The sequence below is a fragment of the Williamsia sp. D3 genome, assembly GCF_000506245.1.
In the GTDB taxonomy this organism is placed as follows: domain Bacteria; phylum Actinomycetota; class Actinomycetes; order Mycobacteriales; family Mycobacteriaceae; genus Williamsia; species Williamsia muralis.
Window position 1 is genome coordinate 17,768 of the sequence record NZ_AYTE01000012.1, and the last position, 17,879, is coordinate 35,646.

The window sequence follows — 17,879 nt, forward strand, 5'->3', positions numbered from 1 at the left end:
TTCTACGGGTCAGACCTCGAGAGTGCAATCCCCTGCCGCGACGCTGACGCAGGTCTGAACTCGTTCGCCCTCTACGTGTTCGGCGCCACTGCGCAGGTCTCGTACGCAGCCCTTCTCGAGCATCACCACACAGCTCTGGCAGATACCCATCCGGCAGCCGAACGGCATCTGCACGCCGGCATCCTCGCCGGCCGTCATCAGTGTGGTGGCACCGTCCACGGTCGCCGTCTTGCCGGTACGAGAAAAGGTCACCGTGCCGCCCTCGGCACCGACCTCGCCACGCTCCAACGCGAACCGCTCGATGTGCAGGTGGTCCCGCAGCCCCGCCTGGGTCCACTTGTGGGTCAGCGAATCCAGTAGTGCGGCCGGGCCACAGGCCCAGGTCTGGCGAGACGCCCAATCCGGACACAGAGCGTCGAGACGCTCGATGTCCACCTTGCCCTCGCTGCGGGTGAACTGGATGTGGGCGTCGAGCAGCCCGCCCGCCTGCATCGCTTCGAGTTCCGCGCCGAACATCAGGTCATCCGCCGTGGGCACCGAATGGATCAGTCGCACATCGGTGTGCTGGTGGCGCGACTCCATCGTGCGCAGCATCGACATGATCGGGGTGATGCCGCTACCGGCGGTCACGAACAGCAGCTTCTCGGGCAGGTCGGCGGGAAGGACGAACTCACCCTGAGGCGGCGCGAGCCGGACCACGGTGCCCGGTGCCAGGCCCCGAACCAGGTGCCCGGAGAGGAAACCCTCGGCCATCGCCTTGACGGTGATGGTGACCACCCGGCTACGGGCACCTCCCGAGGTCTGCGGCACCGACGTCAGAGAATACGAACGCCAGGTCCAGCGCCCCTCGACGAGCACCCCGATCCCCATGTACTGGCCCGGAAGGTAATTGAACGAAAAACCCCACCCCGGTTTGATGACGATGGTGGCCGAGTCCGGCGTCTCCGGCCGGACCTCCACGATCTTGCCGCGCAGCTCACGCGCCGACCACAGCGGATTCGCGAGGTGCAGATAGTCGTCCGGCAACAACGGGTGGTGATCCTTGCCGCCACCGCCCGCACGGTGTTAGCCGCCCGGTTGCTGCTGGCGATGCCCCGCACCGGTGCCTCGAAACGTTCTCGCCAACCCATCTGAAGTGCCTCCATTCAACTGCCGCCGTCAATTCTCGGGCGCAAACTTACGCAACCGTAGGTTACGCGTCGAACGGGCGCACAGGGAGGTCGGCGCCGGCGCGCCTAGAGCAGCTCCAGCAGGAACGGAAGCTCTTGCGTTGCATACCAACCCAGGTCGAAATCCTCGACGTCGCCGATCGCCAGCTCGGAGTCCTCGTCGCCGAGGTCGGCCGAGTCCACCAGCCCGACAGCTCGGACCACCTTGTCCTCGGCATCACCACCGTCGATGAGAACCGACGCGATCGCCGAGCGGTCCACCACCGGGGGGACCTTGACCACCGCGACGTCGAGGTCGGGCCGCAGCTTCACCTCGTCGACGTCCGCCGCGATCACCACACGCCGGGAAGGTAGCTGGGCCTGTCCGTCCTCGTCGGACCGATCGTCGTCCTCCGCCGCCAGCAACCGCAGCGACGCCCTGGCCGCTTCACGGATGGCCGCTTCGGCGAGTTCCTCGTCGTCACCGTCGTGGTACGCCTCTCGGAGCGCCGGGGTCAGCGCGAAGGCCGTACCGCCGACCGGCCGGAACTCACCGGACTGGTTGAGCTCGAACAGCATCGACAGTGTGGCGGGCAGATAGATTCTCATGTGACCTTTCTCGAGGGACCGGCACGGGCTCAGCGCGCGCCGGAAAGCAATTCGTCGAACGAGTCGGTGAGGTACTCCGCCATCGCGCCCAGGTCCCACATCACACCGCGATCGGCATTGAGGCCGAAGTAGATCCGGCCGTTGTACGAGGTCAGGCCGACGGCCAGCGCGCGGTTGCGCACCAGGACGGGAACCGGATAGATCGCGAGGATCTCGTTGCCACCAAGATACTGCGCCGCCCTCGGACCCCGGGCGATCGTGATGGGCAGATTGAACGACCGACGCGACAGCGAGGCTGTCGCGCGCGCGCTCATCGCATGGAAGGTCGCCGGCCCGATCTCGGGTATCCAGGGTTCCACGCCCACCGATCCCCGCCGGCCCGACTGCGAGTGCCGTTCGGCCAGCTGCGCGACCTGCGAGAGGCGCACAGCCGGATTGGCTTCTCCCACAGGGAGATCGGTGACAAACCCGTGTAGACCGCCTGCCATCCATTCGGCCGACGTGGCCATGCCACGGGCCTCGATGTCGGCGTCGGACTCCGCCGCGTCGTTGTCGACCGGGTACGCCGAGAGAGGGACCATCGCGCGGATCGTCTCGACCTGGTCGACCGCTTGCTCGCGGGAGAGCAGCCACCGCCGGATGGCCCCCGCGATGGCAGCGAGGATCACGTCGTTGGGTTGGCAGCTGTACCGCTCGGCGATGTCGACGCAGTCCTCGACCGCGAACGAGGCGACCGTGAAACGACGGGTGGGCGCCGTCGCGCCGTTGAGTGGACTCGCGGGCGCGGTGCTGGCCGCCATCTTCATCACCGTCTCCACCCTGCGGGCCGTCGCCGTGACGGCCTGGCCCAACCAGGTCACCTGGTTGGTGGCGGCTCGCACCTGGTCGACCATCTCCCAGGGCCGGGTGATGACGTCGGTGATCGCCCCGACCACCAGCTCGCTGTTGCTCGGCTCCCGGTCGGGAAGCCAGAGGTCTTCGGGCATCTGGGCGGGTTCGCGGGTGTCGTCGACGATGACCTGATTGATCTCGAGCGCTTCGTGCCCGTCGACCAGCGCCCGGTGGGTCTTGGTGAGGATGGCCACCCGGTCGTCTGCGAGGCCCTCCACGAGGTACATCTCCCAGAGCGGCCTACTGCGCTCGAGCGGTCGCGACATCAGGCGCGCCACGAGATCGTGCAGCTGGTCGTCGGCACCGGGGCTCGGCAGTGCCGATCGCCGCACGTGATAGGTGATGTCGAAGTCGCGGTCGTCGACCCATACCGGCCGCGCCAACCCCAGCGTCACCTCGCGGATCTTCTGCCGATATCGGGGTACCAGTTGCAGACGGCACTCGACCGTCGTCAGCAGACTCGCGTAGTCCAGTCCCCCAGGTCGACGTTCCAGGATCAGAAGCGATCCGACCTGCGTGGTGGTGCCGCGCTCATCGAGGTAGTAGTACATCGAGTCCTGGGGCGACAGCCGATTCACAGTTCGATGCTAGCCGTCGGTGGCCGAACGGGCCCACCTGTCCGCCACGCCGGCGTTGCGGCGTCGCGGCAGGCGAGCGCATGGTTGCCGATCATCCGACGGTCACAGCGGTCAGGAGACAGCGCTGCGTTCGGCGGCGTGCTCCCCCCGGTTCGGCTGCGCGCATCACCACCCGGCGGCGCTCCACACGAGCGCCCATCGCGAACACTCTGTCGCCCCGTCCGTAGACGACGGTGATCTCGGCGACGTCCGGCCGGATGCTCTGCGTATGCAGGCGCAGCAACGCCGCAGGCGGGCCACCCCGGTCGGTTCCCGAGGACAGCAGCGTGCGGAACTGGTCGGCGATATGCGGAATTGCCACTGCCGACAACTGCGTCACGGGACGGCGACGATTCATCACCTCGAGCACGAGTTTGATTGCCCCGATGGCGAATTGCCGGATCTCGAGGTCCACACCGTCGGGCACCACGGGTACCGGAGATCGACGGAGCGGCGCCGGCCGGCCGAGTGTGATCACCCGCGGCTTACTTGGATCCACCGGTTCCGGTTCGTATCGAGGTGCAGCGGTCACCCGCAGAAGTGCGCGATCCACGACCTCCGCGGCGGACGAATGGGACTCCCCTGTCGGCCGGGAACATGCGAACGGACCCTCGTGTGCGGGTGAGCTCGACTCTGAGGTCGGGGCGAGCTCCGTGGCCGTCCCGAGCGTTGTTGTTGTCATGGTCCCCCCGGACCCATCGGCACATGACCGGCACTGGTGGCCGGCCCGGTAAACCGGGGAACCCGGATACCAGCAGTACGACGTGCCCTGCGGTATCCGGGTTCCTTTGTCCCGAGAGGTGATGCTGACGGCGACCTCAGATCGCCGTTTGTGTCACCGCTTCTTGCGCGATTTGGCCGGCTTGGGCCCACCTGTCTTGGTGCCTGCGCGTGCGGCAGCGCGCCGCTCCTTGCGCGTGCCGGACGCCTGTCCGTTCGACGAACCGGTCTGGCGGACTGCGGTGCCACCGGTCTCCGACGGACCGCTGTACGTCAGTGCGGCATCGTCAGAGTCGTCGATCCCCTTGGCGCGCAGGGCTGCCGGAGCAGGCTTACGCGCCGGGGCCGGCTGTTCGGTCGGCAAGGGGGCCGGCGCGGTGGGGGCAGCAGGCGCGGCGGGAGCAGCTGGTGCAACCGCGGCAGCCGGTTGCGCAGGTGTCGCCTCGACAGCCACGTTGAACAGGAAGCCGATCGACTCCTCTTTGAGGCCTTCGAGCATGCCGGTGAACATGTCGTAACCCTCGCGCTGGTACTCGACTACGGGATCACGCTGCGCCATCGAGCGCAGGTGGATACCTTCGCGCAGATAGTCCATCTCGTAGAGGTGGTCACGCCACTTGCGGTCGAGGACACTGAGCAGGATGGTCCGCTCGAGCTGGCGCATCGCGTTCTCGCCGGCGATCGACTCGATCTCCTTCTCACGCTTCTCGTACGCAGCATGCGCGTCGGCGATCAGCATGTCGCGAAGTTCCTGCGCGCTGATCTCCTTGCGCTCGCCGAACTCGTTCTCCTCGACCAGTTCCTTGTAGTCGATCTCGATCGGGTACAGCGTCTTGATGGCGGTCCAGAGCTGCTCGAAGTCCCAGTCCTCGACGTACCCCTCGGCCGTGGCGGCATCGACGTAGGCGCCGACGACGTCGTCGATCATGCGCTGGACCTGCTCGCGGTGGTCTTCGCCCTCGAGGATGGTGCGACGCTCGGCATAGATCACCTTGCGCTGCTGGTTCATCACCTCGTCGTACTTGAGGACGTTCTTACGCACCTCGAAGTTCTGCTGCTCGACCTGGGTCTGTGCGCTGCGGATGGCCTTGGTGACCATCTTGGCCTCGATGGGCACGTCGTCCGGGAGGTTGACCCGGTTCATGATCGCCTCGAGGGCTGCGCCGTTGAATCGGCGCATCAGCTCGTCACCGAGCGACAGGTAGAAACGGGATTCGCCGGGATCGCCCTGGCGGCCCGAACGACCACGGAGCTGGTCGTCGATACGGCGGGATTCGTGCCGCTCGGTACCCAGTACGTAGAGCCCGCCGGCTTGCCGGACCTTCTCCGCGTCGTCGGCGACCTCGCTCTTGACGAGCTCGATCATCTCGTCCCACGCGGCCTCGTACTCCTCGGGAGTGTCCACCGGATCCAGCCCCGCCTTGCGCAGGCGGATGTCGGCCAGGATGTCGGGGTTGCCGCCGAGCACGACGTCGGTGCCACGGCCGGCCATGTTGGTGGCCACCGTGACCGCACCGCTGCGGCCGGCCTCGGCGATGATCTGGCTTCCTGCTCGTGGAACTTGGCGTTGAGCACGTTGTGCGGAACGCCGCGCTTTTTGAGCTGCCGGGCGAGGTACTCGGACCGCTCGACACTGGTGGTACCGATCAGAACCGGCTGGCCCTTCTGGTGACGCTCAAGGATGTCGTCGACCACCGCATCGAACTTGGCCTCCTCGGTCTTGTAGATCAGATCCGTCTGATCCACGCGCACCATCGGCTTGTTCGTCGGGATGGGCAGCACACCGAGTTTGTAGATCTGGTCGAGCTCGGCGGCCTCGGTCTGCGCCGTACCCGTCATGCCCGACAACTTGTCGTACATGCGGAAATAGTTCTGCAGCGTGATCGTGGCCAGGGTCTGGTTCTCGGCCTTGATCTCCACCCGCTCTTTGGCCTCGATCGCCTGGTGCAGACCTTCGTTGAAACGCCGACCCTCGAGCACGCGGCCGGTGAACTCGTCGACGATCAGGACCTCGCCGTTGCGGACGATGTAGTCCTTGTCACGCTCGAAGAGTTCCTTGACCTTGAGCGCGTTGTTCAAGTAGCTCACCAGCGGCGAGTTGGCTGCCTCGTACAGGTTGTCGATGCCCAGCTGGTCCTCGACGAACTCGACACCCTCCTCGTGCACACCGATGGTGCGCTTACGGATGTCGACCTCGTAGTGCACGTCCTTCTTGAGCAGCGGCGCGATGCGTGCGAACTCGGCGTACCACTTGCTCGACGAGTCGGCGGGACCGGAGATGATCAGCGGCGTCCTGGCCTCGTCGATGAGGATCGAGTCGACCTCGTCGACGATGGCAAACGGATGCCCGCGCTGCACCAGGTCGTTCAGCGAGTGCGCCATGTTGTCGCGGAGATAGTCGAAACCGAATTCGTTGTTGGTTCCGTAGGTGATGTCGGCGTTGTAGGCCTCGCGGCGCTGATCAGACGTCATCCCGGTCAGGATGACGGCCGTCTCGAGCCCGAGGAAGCGGTGCACACGGCCCATCCACTCGGAGTCACGTTTGGCGAGGTAGTCGTTGACGGTCACCACGTGCACGCCGTCGCCGGCCAACGCATTGAGATAGGCGGGCAACACACAGGTGAGGGTCTTGCCCTCACCGGTCTTCATCTCGGCGATGTTGCCGAAATGAAGGGCAGCGCCGCCCATGATCTGAACGTGGAAGTGTTTCTGCGAGAGCACCCGCCAGGCGGCCTCCCGGGCGACCGCGAACGCCTCCGGCAAGAGATCGTCGAGCGCCTCGCCACCGGCGTAGCGCTCCTTGAACTCGTCGGTCTTGGCCCGCAGCTGCTCGTCGGTCAGCGCCTCGGTCTCGTTGTCGAGCGTCTCCACATGCGAAGCGATGGCATCCAGGCGTTTGACCATCCGGCCTTCGCCGACGCGCAGCAGCTTGTTGAGCACTGGTTTTATCCTCGATCCAATTGACTACACACGAAATCCGACCTGCAGATTCGGAGCAGGTCGGATTCCATGGTAGCCACGGTCAGCGCCATCGCGGTCACGCGAGGCGGATCAGGTGCCTCTCGATGGTCAGGACAGACGGATCAATCCGTAATCGAACGCATGGCGCCGGTACACAACCGTGGGTTTGTCGGTTTCCTTGTCATGGAACAAAAAGAAGTCGTGACCGACCAGTTCCATCTCGTAGAGCGCGTCGTCCACGGTCATCGGAACCGCGTCGTGTTCCTTGATCCGGACGATCTGACCGGGGCCCGCGGCCTCGGGACTGTGGTCGGCCCATCGGTCGTCTTCGACCTCGCCGGCCGGTGCGGCCGCATTGCCGTTCAGGAGCGGATCAGCGGCGGCGGTCGCTTCGGCAACGGAGATCGGGGTGCGCAGACCGTGGTGGACCTTGCGCCGGTCCTTGGTGCGACGCAGACGGGATTGCAGCTTGGTGAGTGCCGCGTCCAGGGCGGCGTAGAAGTTGTCGGCGCAGGCCTCGCCTCGAACCACGGGGCCCTTGCCGCGTGCGGTGATCTCGAGTCGTTGACAGATCTTCGACTGACGGCGGTTGCGTTCGTGGTGCAGTTCCACGTCGAAGCGGAAAATCGTGGGATCGAAACGTTCCACCCGGGAGAGTTTGTCCATCACATGGATGCGGAAGTGGTCGGGGATCTCGACGTTGCGGCCACTGACCTGGACTTCGGCATCAGGTCGCGACGGCGCGTCAGAGGATTCGGTTCGTATGTATATGCCGGGATCAAACGGGTCGTGCGCGGCGGATTCGGGGGCACCTGCGGCTTCGGGGTCGACACTCGCCTGCTTGTCGACGCTGGATTCGGAAACGGCATTCCTGCCGACACTTGTCGTCACTTGCGATACCTCCTGGATCGGTGAACAGGACTTCCGGTACCGCGGCCGCAAGCGACCTGGTACCGGTCTGAATGTTCGGCATCACCTCCCCCCGTCGCCACCGTCGGTGGCCTTGGGTCTGGCAATCAGATCGCACCCCTGACGTTAGTCCGCCCGGCAGGTGTTCGCCACAGTTTCGTCAACAGGTGTTCACCTCCGATGGCGCGCCGCCCGACTTCAAGACCCCTACCACTGCGCCACGAAACATGTTCGGCGACAACGGATGAACGCACGGAAAACCCCGTCACACCGCTGCGATCACGAGCACCAGGTGTACACCGATTCCTGCTCGATCAAGAACCCTGATCGATTCGGCGGCCGTCGCTCCGGTGGTCACCACGTCATCTACCAAGACGACAGCGGTGTCGCCGGCCCTCGCGGTCGCGACCTCCCGGCGGCCACGCCCGCCGATGCCTATCGCGCCGGCCAGGTTCGCGCTGCGGGCAGACGCCGACAGTCCGGCCGAATCCCGGGCCCACGGTGACGTCGTCAGGACCGGGAGGACCACCACCGCCGACCCCAGGTGCGCCGCGGCGGACCGACAGACCGCGGTCACGGGATCGCCACCGCGCCGCCGTGCCGAGAGCTTCCTCGTCGGAGCCGGGATGAGGACCAGGCTCGTGGCCATCGGCAACTCCGACCAACCATCGAGGATCCGGAGTGCGTCGGCGAGCGCCCGTCCCAGCGGCGCGGCGAGATCGACGCGGCCGTGTTCCTTGAGTTCGAGGATCGCCCGGCGGCGCGGCCCGGTGTAGGGACCAACGGCATAGACCGCCACCGGGAGTGGCACACGGGTCTGCACAGCCGTGGGTGCGTCGGCGAGAAGGAGTGCGCACTGCGCACACCAGTTCAGGCCGGGTCGTCCACAGCCGCCACACAGTCGCGGCACCACCAGGTCGGCGAGGGCATCGACCACACGTCTGACCATGCCGCCATCATCGCGGCGACAGCCACTCTCACAACGGCCGCGCCACTGTGTCGGCAGTGGCTGTCCACAGCCCGGTGGTTGTCCACAGCAAGACTCAGTGAGGTAGGACGGGGATTGCGCCCGACCCCATCGTCGGGGTGACCTCACTCCAGTACTGGTCGGGTTCATCGTTGGTGCTCCCGAGCCTGAGCACTCCGCGACTGTCCGCGGCATAGATGGTCGATTGGCCGGCCACCACCGCGGTCACCGGCGGACTGAGGTTGCCGCTCGGCAGCGCCCCGGGTGGCGTGCCGTCGATCCGCAACTGCACCACCGGTCCGTCGGAAGCATTCCTCGCGATCACGAGCATCTCGCTGCTCAACCAGTCGAGCGACACCGCACCCGAGATGTTGAGCGCCGCGGCGCCCTGCGCGTTCGTGAGCACCGGCCTGCCGTCGGCCCGGTCCTCGATGACGGCGAGTACCACCTGACCGTTCACGATCATCGCGGCCCTGGCACCGTCCTGCGACACCTGCAGTTCGGTGATCGGCCCCTGGGCCACCGCCCTGATGGCCGACGAGTCGACCTCCGTCTCGGTGATCTGTCCACCACCGGCACCCTGGGTCACCTGCGTGACCCGGGTTTCGTCGACAACTGCCCACATCGTCTGGTCGTCGCCGGCGAACGACGGCCGGGTGATCATCTCGCCCTCGAGCACCGGGGTGACGGCGGCGCCGTAGTCCCCGACCGCGAGCGCCAGGCGGGGCGCCGGACCCGGCGCAGTATTCTGCGACACCACCGCCACCCGCCTGCCGTTGGCCGAGATGTCGGCTGACAACAGACTGCGCGTCGACCCGAGCGCCCCGGGCACCGGTGTGACCGCATTGTCGGCCACCAGCGACAACGATCCGCCGCGGATGATGTGCAGTCCCATCGGTGAGTCCGGTGCCGGGCTGGGATCGAGCGACTCCACATCGCTGGCCTGCCATCCGCCGGAGTGTCGTTCGTCGAGCGGTGCGCCGTCGGCGTCGATCACGTACGGCCCGGTGATGTCGGACTCGCTGAGCGTCCAGATGATCTGTGCCGCAAGCCGATTACGTTCGGCGTCGCCCACACCGTTGAGCCCGGCGAGATCGAGTCGGATCCCGCCCGTCGGCAGCGACTCGATCGAGCCGTGCAGCGACGACCGGGCCGGGAATTCGTTGGTGACGGCGCCTCGTAGGTCGTCGACCGGTCCGGCGATCAACAGACCGATGAGCTGGTCGGCGAGCTGATCGCCGCCGGAGTACATCCACCGGGGATCGGCCACCAGGTGCTGGTCGTCGGTGCTCGGGTAGTAGAGCACGTGCGGCCGGTACGACGACTCGAACTGTTCGCGGTCCATCACCACCCCGACCGGGAGCGGACCGTCGATGCGCCACTGCCCGTCCACCTTGCGAAGCGACAACCGGGTCTCGATCCGTCCCGAGCTCGGGATCAGTTGGCCGCTCGGCTGTAGTTCACCCGTGTTCTCGCCGTTCACCCGCACCGTGATGGTGTCGTCGGTGCGGTTGTCACTGAGCACGTTGATCTCGTCGAGCAGCAGTGCCCCGCCCTGGTCGTCCCAGGAGTTCGACGCCTCCTGCGTGAGGAACTGACGTGCCGCGAGATGGCCCGATCCCGGCTGCACCGACGCCTTGAGGAAGTCGCGGACCAAGGCCTCGGGGTCCATGTCGGGGCGCGGTGTGGGGACGTTGCGGGTGGGCTGATGCCGTTCGAGCGACCCCAGCGGCTGCGGACTGGAGTTGTTCGGGATCGACACACACGACGACAGCAGGGCCGCCGCAGCGATGATCACCGCCAGTACGATCCCGGTCCGCAGGGTCCTCGATCGCTCATACATGGGTCTGCCCCGAATCCCGGCTGCGTCGCATCGACGGCGGCTTGAGCGGCAGCGGACTGCCGAGCACCTTGTGTCCACGGACCAGCGGAAGCGTGAGCCTGAAACAGGCGCCCTGCCCCGGCTCTCCCCAGGCCTCGAGCCGGCCCTGGTGCAGTCGCGCATCTTCGACGCTGATGGCCAATCCGAGGCCGGTGCCACCCGACCTCCGGAACCGCGAGGGGTCAGACCGCCAGAATCGGTTGAACACCAACTTCTCTTCACCGGGTCGCAGACCGATCCCCTGGTCTCGCACCGTCACGGCGACGGCATCGCCGTCGCTGCGCATCGTCAGCGTCACCGGCCGCTGTTCACCGTGGTCGATGGCGTTGGCCAACAGATTTCGCAGAATACGTTCCACTCGTCGTGGGTCGATCTCCGCGATCACGGGTTCGTCGGGGAGATCGAGGATCAGTTCGGTGTCCGTCTCGTCGGCAAGATGCTGCACCGTCCTCACCGCGGCATCGATGGGGATCGACATGTTCAGCCTGTCGGCGGCGAGTTCCGCCACACCGGCGTCGTGGCGGGAGATCTCGAGCAATTCGCTGAGCAGCGTCTCGAATCGATCGAGCTCTTTGTCCAGGAGTTCTACCGATCGCTTGAGGACCGGCTCGAGCTGTTCGCGACTCTCGTAGAGCACGTCAGCGGCCATTCGCACGGTGGTCAACGGGGTGCGCAGTTCGTGGGAGACATCCGAGGTGAACTGACGCTGCAGACCGCCGAACTCCTCGAGGTGGGTGATCTGCTTCGACAGGCTCTCGGCCATGTCGTTGAAAGACATCGCCAACCTGGCCATGTCGTCCTCGCCGCGCACCGGCATGCGTTCTTTGAGGCGTCCGTCCGCAAACCTCACCGCGATCCTCGACGCCGATCGGACCGGGATCACCACCTGCCGCGACACCAGGATCGCGATGGCCGCGAGGAGCCCGAGCAGAACGATTCCACCGGTGAAGATCGTGCCCCGCACCAGCGAGACGGTGTTCTCCTCATTGGTGAGCGGGAAGACCAGGTACAGCTCGAGGCCGGGGATGTCGGAGTTCGTGGGGCTGCCGATGATGAGCGCGGGACTCTGGTGCCCACTCGACCCCGTCACCGACGAGTATCGGTAGGCGATCTGGCCGCCCTGCACCATCTGGCGCAGGTTCTCCGGGATCTCCCCCACCGGCCCGACGCCTGTCGGTTCGGTGGGTCCGGAGCCTGGTGCGAGCAACACCGTGTCGAAGGTACCCACCACACCCGATGAATCGCCCGAGTCGACATCGCGGTCGGTGAGGATCGATCGGGTCTGACGCAGCCGGTTGACCAGTGAGGTGTTCGGATCGGCGCCGGAGAGGTCGCGTTCCACGGCGACCCGGGTGCGGTCGAGTTCTTCGGTGGCGGCCTGCAACTTGAGGTCGAGCAGCCGATCGGTGATCTGACTGGTCAGGACAAACGCCAGGATGAGGAGGACCACAAAAGACAGAGCGAGCGTGGACACGACAACACGCAGCTGCAGCGAACGCCGCCACAGCTGTCCGACGATCCTTCCGACCGCGCCCACCCGACGCATCCAGGGCCCGAATGAACCATTGATGCGGCGCCGAGGGCGTCCGATCACGGTGGTCCGGCCTTGTAGCCGACCCCCCTCACCGTGAGAACCACTTCTGGGTTTTCCGGATCGTGTTCGACCTTGGCCCGCAGGCGCTGTACGTGCACGTTGACCAGCCTAGTGTCGGCCGGGTGCCGGTAGCCCCACACCTGCTCGAGCAGCACGTCCCGGGTGAACACCTGACGGGGTTTGCGAGCGAGCGCCACCAGGAGATCGAACTCCAGCGGGGTCAGCGAGATGGGCACGCCCTCACGCGTCACCTTGTGCGCGGGAACGTCGATCTCGACCGGGCCGATCGACAGCAATTCGGCGGGTTCGTCTTCCGTACGACGTAGGCGGGCACGCACCCGCGCGACCAGTTCCTTGGGTTTGAACGGCTTGATCATGTAGTCGTCGGCGCCGGATTCGAGCCCGAGGACCACGTCGACGGTGTCCGACTTGGCGGTCAGCATCACGATCGGGACTCCCGAGTCCGCCCGGAGCACCCGGCACACGTCGATCCCGTTCATCCCAGGCAACATCAGGTCCAGCAGCACCAGATCCGGCCGGATCTCGCGGACCGCCGTCAGCGCCTGAGTGCCGTCGCCGACCACAAAAGGCTCGAAACCCTCTCCGCGCAGCACGATGGTGAGCATCTCCGCCAATGCCGCATCATCATCGACAACCAGAATCCTGGGTTTCATCGTCTCATCGTGTCACCGAATGGCCCATATTTGTGGTTGACGCGCCGACCGGCCCATCCCACCGGGCTGCGGCGTTTGGTCGCCGAACGCGGCTACCCTGCAGGAGTGGGCGTATTGATAGCGGTGGAAGGTCTCGACGGCGCCGGCAAACACACGTTGGTCACCGGGCTCGTCAACCGTTGGGCCACACAGGGTTATCGGGTGCAGACGTTGACGTTCCCGAGGTACAGCGAGTCCGTCACCGCCGACATCGCCGCCGAGGCACTGCACGGAGAGCACGGCGATCTGCGTTCGAGCGTGCACGCGATGGCGATCCTGTTCGCCCTCGATCGCCGCGACGCCGCGGAGCATCTGCGAAAGTTGTTGGCTGCCAACGACGCCGTGATCCTCGACCGCTACGTGGCGTCGAACGCCGCCTACAGCGCAGCCCGTTTGGGGCAGGATGCCGATGGCGAAGTGGTGCAGTGGGTGACGACTCTGGAGTTCAGCAGGTTCGGACTACCGGTACCCGATCATCATCTGCTGCTCGACGTTCCGACCGATGTCGCCATCGGCAGGGCCAAGTCGCGCGCCGAACTGGATGCGTCACGCCTCCGCGACCACTACGAGCGCGACCACGAGCTCCAGGAACGCACCGGGCTCGTCTACCGCGCACTCGCCGAGATGGGCTGGATGTCGCCGTGGTCGCGCCTCGGCACCGAGGCAGATCCCGAGCTCGCGGACCGATTGATCGCCATCTAGCGACGACCTCCCCGGGTTGCGCGATAGCCAAGTGCCGACCAGCGATCACAACTCGGTCAAGACACTGCAACGACAGCCGTTATGTCCGCTGCCGCATACCGTCGCATCACTAGCCTCTCGACCAGAGACCTAGGTCGTCCCCGAGGAGCACCCGCGCGGGACGATCCAGGTGGAGGGAGGTCAGCGCATGAGCCTGACGCTGCCCCACCCGACTCAGTACGTACCCGTCCGCACCGCAGCCCTGCTCGCCCTGGTTGTCCTGGTCCTCAACATCGTGCTGGTGTGGTCCGCTCTTGCTCTGCGACCGGCCGCGGCCGGCAACGAGAGCCAGATCCGCGAACTGGTCCACCGGCAGATCGACGCACTCAATCGCCGCGACCCGGCCGCGCTCTCGCTCACGTACTGCGATCAGCAGGGCGTCGTGGCCCACCAGATCGTCCAGGCCCTCGGGCCGCCTGAGCGAGGAGCGCTCATCCGTGTCACCCGCATAGCCGACATCCAGTTCATCGGATCGGACGACAACCAGATGGCAACCGCACACGTGACGCTGGCGTTCGCCGGGCCGACGAACGGGGCCATCTCCGCCCGACCTGCCGAACTCACACACTTCAGTCGCGAACAAACCGGCTGGAAGATGTGCCAACCAAGTGATAGTGAATCACCCATCCATTATCTTTGATTTCACGGAAACCGCCTCTCACTACCATCACATGTCGGCAACGACCCGGCGTGTGGTCGACTCCCCTGTTGGTGGGTGCCGGTATCCCCAGTAATGTTCGAACACAGCAAACCGCCGCTGCGCAAACGCTATTCACCACACACCGAGCTGACACCCCAGCCGCTCCCGAACTCGCCCGGAGGCCCCGATGACGCAACCACCGCAAGGCCCCTACGGCTCGGGCGACAACCAGGGCGACCCTCGTTGGGGTTCCGGCCCGGGCGAACCGACCTGGGGCGGGCAACCGGGGCAGCAGCCGAATTGGGGCCAGCCCGGCGAACCCACCTGGGGCGGTCAGGCCGGACAACAGCCCGGCTGGGGACAACCCTCATCGCCCGGCGGCGGCGGACAACCGCAGTACGAACCGACAAGCGAGTACCGCCCGGGTGAGTACAACTCCGGCCAGTACGGCGGCTACCAGCAGCCGTACGGCGCCACCCCGCCGACACCGGGAGGCGGCCCCGGGGGCCCGGGATACGGCCCGCCCTCCGGGCCGAAGCCGTCGAAGACGCCCTGGATCATCGGGATCGGGATCGCGGCGGCCGTGGTCATCGCCCTGGGGGTTGTGCTGTTCCTGGTTCTCGGCGGCGACGACGACGACCCGAAAGCCTCGCCGACGAGTTCGACAAAGACCTCGGAGACCACCGGATCGTCGGACACCACCGACAGTTCGCAGACGTCGACCGCCGACGCCGAGGAGCAGATCGAGACGGCCGTGCGCGAGTACACGACGGCGTTCACCGCGCGCGACTGGGACGCGGCGATCGCGGTCACCTGTGGCGCCGAGGAGGCGACGATCGAGGACATCCAGGCCAAGGACACCGCCACCGTCGGAATGAAGCTGAACTCGGTCACCGGTATCGATGTCACCGGCGACAGCGCGCAGGCAACCGTGTCATTGACCTTCGTCGACCCGGACAACCAATCCGACCTCGACACCAATCGCTATACCTTCGACATGGAGAACCGCTCCGGGGACTGGCTGATCTGCTCGACCCGAGAAATCTGAGCGGTCCTCGGGAAGGACTCCTTGACCCACCCACCACCGGGCTCGTCGCCCTGGCGTGACCCAGGTCCGTCGGAGCCCTACGGACGGCCCGGCACATACGGTCAGCAGCATCCCGGTCAAGGCGGCTCACAACAGCCCGGCCCACCGAGCGGCCGGCATGGTGCCGGCAACGGACCAGGACAGAACGGTCCATGGCAGGCACCGGGGCGGGGGCAGTCGGCGTCCGCACCTTCCGGTCAATGGAACCCGTCTCCCCCGCCGGCCCAGCCTTTCGGCCAGCCGGCTCCATGGGGATCGCCTCCACCCCCACCTCCACGAGGTTCACACACCGGACTGATCGTCGCCGGAGTCATCGGCATGGTGGTCGTGCTGGCCGTGGCGTTGGCCGCCGTCCTCTCGTTCAACGGCGGCAACGACAGCGACCCGTTCGCAGCACCGTCCTCATCCACCCAGGGCCCGGTCACCACAACCGGCCGACTGGACGGTACGGCCGAGGAAAATGCCGTCCAGGCCGCTGCGGAAAAGCGTGTTCAGCTCATCAACGACCAGGACGCGATCGGGCTGCACGACATGGCCTGCGCCGCGGACTCACGAACCGAGTCCGTGGCCGGGTATCAGCAACTCTTCGACCGCAACGGGTCGATCACCGCCCGCATCGACATCCAGGACGTCACGGTCAGCGGCATCGTCGGCAAGATCGACGGCGTGATGACGATCGAGTCCGAGACAGGCGAGGTGCATTGGGCATTCCGCAACGAAGAGGAGCAGTGGCGCTTCTGCCCCAGCCTGTCCGAGCGTTCCACCGCCGACGAACCAGAAGGCGGCGGGATCATCACCGGCTGACCGCCATCACAGCCCCGACAACAAAAATGGTGGGCCCCGAGGCGATCACTGAGTGATGCCCCTGGACCCACCATTTCGGTGGTCGTTACCTGTTCAGATGTAAATCAGTACCGGTAGTGCTCGGGCTTGTACGGCCCTTCGACATCGACATTGATGTACTCGGCCTGCTCTTTGGTGAGCTTGGTGAGCTTGCCGCCGAGCGCTTCGACGTGAATCTTCGCGACCTTCTCATCGAGGGCCTTCGGGAGCCGGTAAACCTCGTTGTCGTACTCGTCGTTCTTGGTCCACAGTTCGATCTGGGCGATGACCTGGTTCGAGAAGCTGTTGCTCATCACGAACGACGGATGGCCGGTGGCATTACCCAGGTTGAGCAGACGACCCTCGGACAGGACGATGATTGCCTTGCCGTCGGGGAAGATCCACTGGTCGACCTGCGGCTTGATGTTGATCCGGGTCATGTCCTTCGACGCTTCCAGGCCGGCCATGTCGATCTCGTTGTCGAAGTGACCGATGTTGCCGAGGATGGCGTGGTGCTTCATCTGCCTCATGTGCTCAAAGGTGATGATGCCGAGATTGCCGGTGGAGGTGATGATGATGTCGGCGGAGCCGATCGCATCCTCGACCGTGACGACGTCGTATCCGTCCATCAACGCCTGCAGGGCATTGATCGGGTCGATCTCGGTGACTTGCACGCGAGCCCCCTGGCCTGCGAGGGATTCGGCGCAGCCCTTGCCCACGTCGCCGTAGCCGCAGATCAGCACCTTCTTGCCGCCGATCAGGACATCGGTGCCGCGGTTGATGCCGTCGATCAACGAGTGGCGGGTGCCGTACTTGTTGTCGAACTTGCTCTTGGTGACCGAGTCGTTGACGTTGATGGCGGGGAAGGTCAGCTCACCGGCAGCGGCGAACTGGTACAGCCGCAACACACCGGTGGTGGTCTCTTCGGTGACGCCCTGAACCGACTCCGCGATCGCCGACCACTTGCCCTTGTCGGTTTCGAACCGCTCGCGCAGCAGCGCCAGGAACACCTTGTATTCAGCCGAATCGGTGTCGTCGTCGGTGGGTGGCACGGTCCCGGCCTTCTCGAACTGAGCGCCACGCAGCACCAGCATGGTGGCGTCGCCGCCATCGTCGAGGATCATGTTGGCCGGTTCGCCGGGCCAGGTGAGCATCTGCTCGGCAGCCCACCAGTACTCCTCGAGGCTCTCGCCCTTCCACGCGAACACGGGGACGCCCTTGGGCTCGTCCACGGTGCCGTGAGGTCCGACGACGATGGCCGCGGCGGCCTCGTCCTGGGTGGAGAAGATGTTGCAGGAGGCCCAGCGCACTTCGGCGCCGAGAGCCACCAGGGTTTCGATCAGCACAGCGGTCTGCACGGTCATGTGGAGAGACCCGGAGATCCGAGCTCCCTTGAGCGGCAACACATCTGCATATTCGCGTCGGAGTGCCATCAAGCCCGGCATCTCGTGTTCGGCCAGGCCGATCTCTTTACGCCCGTATTCTGCAAGCGAAAGGTCGGCGACCTTGAAGTCGATACCGTTGCGGTTGTCCGCCGTGAGCGAACCGGTCTGGACCGATGTCATTAACCACTCCTCA

Annotated in this window: 13 protein-coding genes and 2 pseudogenes; 4 read left to right on the top strand and 11 right to left on the bottom strand. The window is 65.8% G+C overall.

Annotated features, from left to right (window positions below):
- Positions 1–9: 9 nt before the first annotated feature.
- The 10 genes and pseudogenes from W823_RS37095 to mtrA form a co-directional block, all read right to left on the bottom strand.
- Positions 10–1,130 (bottom strand): annotated as a pseudogene (locus W823_RS37095) (ferredoxin reductase).
- A gap of 105 nt (positions 1,131–1,235) precedes the next feature.
- Complete coding sequence (locus tag W823_RS37100; protein ID WP_023955888.1) at positions 1,236–1,757, bottom strand: hypothetical protein; 522 nt, start codon at positions 1,755–1,757, stop codon at positions 1,236–1,238.
- Between the two features lie 29 nt (positions 1,758–1,786).
- Positions 1,787–3,226, bottom strand: a complete 1,440-nt coding sequence (locus W823_RS37105) for a wax ester/triacylglycerol synthase family O-acyltransferase (protein WP_023955889.1) — start codon at positions 3,224–3,226, stop codon at positions 1,787–1,789.
- A 91-nt stretch (positions 3,227–3,317) separates the two neighbouring features.
- On the bottom strand, positions 3,318–3,692 hold the full coding sequence (locus W823_RS56370) for an Rv3235 family protein (RefSeq protein ID WP_161633982.1): 375 nt from the start codon (positions 3,690–3,692) through the stop codon (positions 3,318–3,320).
- Between the two features lie 408 nt (positions 3,693–4,100).
- Positions 4,101–6,925: pseudogene (secA, locus tag W823_RS37115) on the bottom strand (preprotein translocase subunit SecA).
- A 129-nt stretch (positions 6,926–7,054) separates the two neighbouring features.
- On the bottom strand, positions 7,055–7,837 hold the full coding sequence (gene hpf / locus W823_RS37120) for a ribosome hibernation-promoting factor, HPF/YfiA family (protein WP_023955893.1): 783 nt from the start codon (positions 7,835–7,837) through the stop codon (positions 7,055–7,057).
- A 283-nt stretch (positions 7,838–8,120) separates the two neighbouring features.
- Positions 8,121–8,804, bottom strand: a complete 684-nt coding sequence (locus W823_RS37125) for a ComF family protein (RefSeq protein ID WP_031331661.1) — start codon at positions 8,802–8,804, stop codon at positions 8,121–8,123.
- 94 nt (positions 8,805–8,898) lie between these two features.
- On the bottom strand, positions 8,899–10,665 hold the full coding sequence (gene lpqB, locus W823_RS37130) for an MtrAB system accessory lipoprotein LpqB (RefSeq protein WP_023955895.1): 1,767 nt from the start codon (positions 10,663–10,665) through the stop codon (positions 8,899–8,901).
- Positions 10,658–12,298, bottom strand: a complete 1,641-nt coding sequence (mtrB, locus tag W823_RS37135) for an MtrAB system histidine kinase MtrB (protein ID WP_023955896.1) — start codon at positions 12,296–12,298, stop codon at positions 10,658–10,660. The genes lpqB and mtrB overlap by 8 nt, the downstream gene beginning before the upstream one ends.
- Entirely contained in the window at positions 12,295–12,972 is a 678-nt protein-coding gene (gene mtrA, locus W823_RS37140) for an MtrAB system response regulator MtrA (RefSeq protein WP_023955897.1), read from the bottom strand. Before mtrA ends, mtrB begins: the two co-directional genes overlap by 4 nt.
- Before the next feature lie 105 nt (positions 12,973–13,077).
- On the opposite strand from mtrA, the gene W823_RS37145 reads away from it, so the two are divergent.
- The 4 genes from W823_RS37145 to W823_RS37155 all read left to right on the top strand — a co-directional run bounded on the left by W823_RS37145 (position 13,078) and on the right by W823_RS37155 (position 16,283).
- Positions 13,078–13,713 (top strand): dTMP kinase, encoded by a 636-nt coding sequence (locus W823_RS37145; RefSeq protein ID WP_031331663.1) that lies wholly within the window; start codon positions 13,078–13,080, stop codon positions 13,711–13,713.
- A gap of 187 nt (positions 13,714–13,900) precedes the next feature.
- Positions 13,901–14,392: a hypothetical protein gene (locus tag W823_RS37150; RefSeq protein WP_023955899.1), complete on the top strand. Its 492-nt coding sequence runs from the start codon at positions 13,901–13,903 to the stop codon at positions 14,390–14,392.
- 187 nt (positions 14,393–14,579) lie between these two features.
- On the top strand, positions 14,580–15,440 hold the full coding sequence (locus W823_RS56375; RefSeq protein WP_023955900.1) for a flagellar basal body-associated protein FliL-like protein: 861 nt from the start codon (positions 14,580–14,582) through the stop codon (positions 15,438–15,440).
- A 357-nt stretch (positions 15,441–15,797) separates the two neighbouring features.
- Positions 15,798–16,283: a hypothetical protein gene (locus W823_RS37155; RefSeq protein WP_023955901.1), complete on the top strand. Its 486-nt coding sequence runs from the start codon at positions 15,798–15,800 to the stop codon at positions 16,281–16,283.
- Positions 16,284–16,387: 104 nt separating this feature from the next.
- Here the strand turns inward: W823_RS37155 and ahcY are convergent, their stop codons facing one another.
- The gene (ahcY, locus tag W823_RS37160) at positions 16,388–17,866 is read right to left on the bottom strand and encodes an adenosylhomocysteinase (RefSeq protein WP_023955902.1); all 1,479 of its coding nucleotides are present in this window, start codon (positions 17,864–17,866) and stop codon (positions 16,388–16,390) included.
- Positions 17,867–17,879: the final 13 nt, after the last annotated feature.

Coding starts and splice junctions, on each gene's coding strand:
- W823_RS37100 (WP_023955888.1), bottom strand. CDS start 1,757: ATGAGAATCTATCTGCCCGCCACACTGTCGATGCTGTTCGAGCTCAAC.
- W823_RS37125 (WP_031331661.1), bottom strand. CDS start 8,804: ATGGTCAGACGTGTGGTCGATGCCCTCGCCGACCTGGTGGTGCCGCGA.
- lpqB (WP_023955895.1), bottom strand. CDS start 10,665: ATGTATGAGCGATCGAGGACCCTGCGGACCGGGATCGTACTGGCGGTG.
- mtrA (WP_023955897.1), bottom strand. CDS start 12,972: ATGAAACCCAGGATTCTGGTTGTCGATGATGATGCGGCATTGGCGGAG.
- W823_RS37150 (WP_023955899.1), top strand. CDS start 13,901: ATGAGCCTGACGCTGCCCCACCCGACTCAGTACGTACCCGTCCGCACC.
- W823_RS56375 (WP_023955900.1), top strand. CDS start 14,580: ATGACGCAACCACCGCAAGGCCCCTACGGCTCGGGCGACAACCAGGGC.
- W823_RS37155 (WP_023955901.1), top strand. CDS start 15,798: ATGGTGGTCGTGCTGGCCGTGGCGTTGGCCGCCGTCCTCTCGTTCAAC.
- ahcY (WP_023955902.1), bottom strand. CDS start 17,866: ATGACATCGGTCCAGACCGGTTCGCTCACGGCGGACAACCGCAACGGT.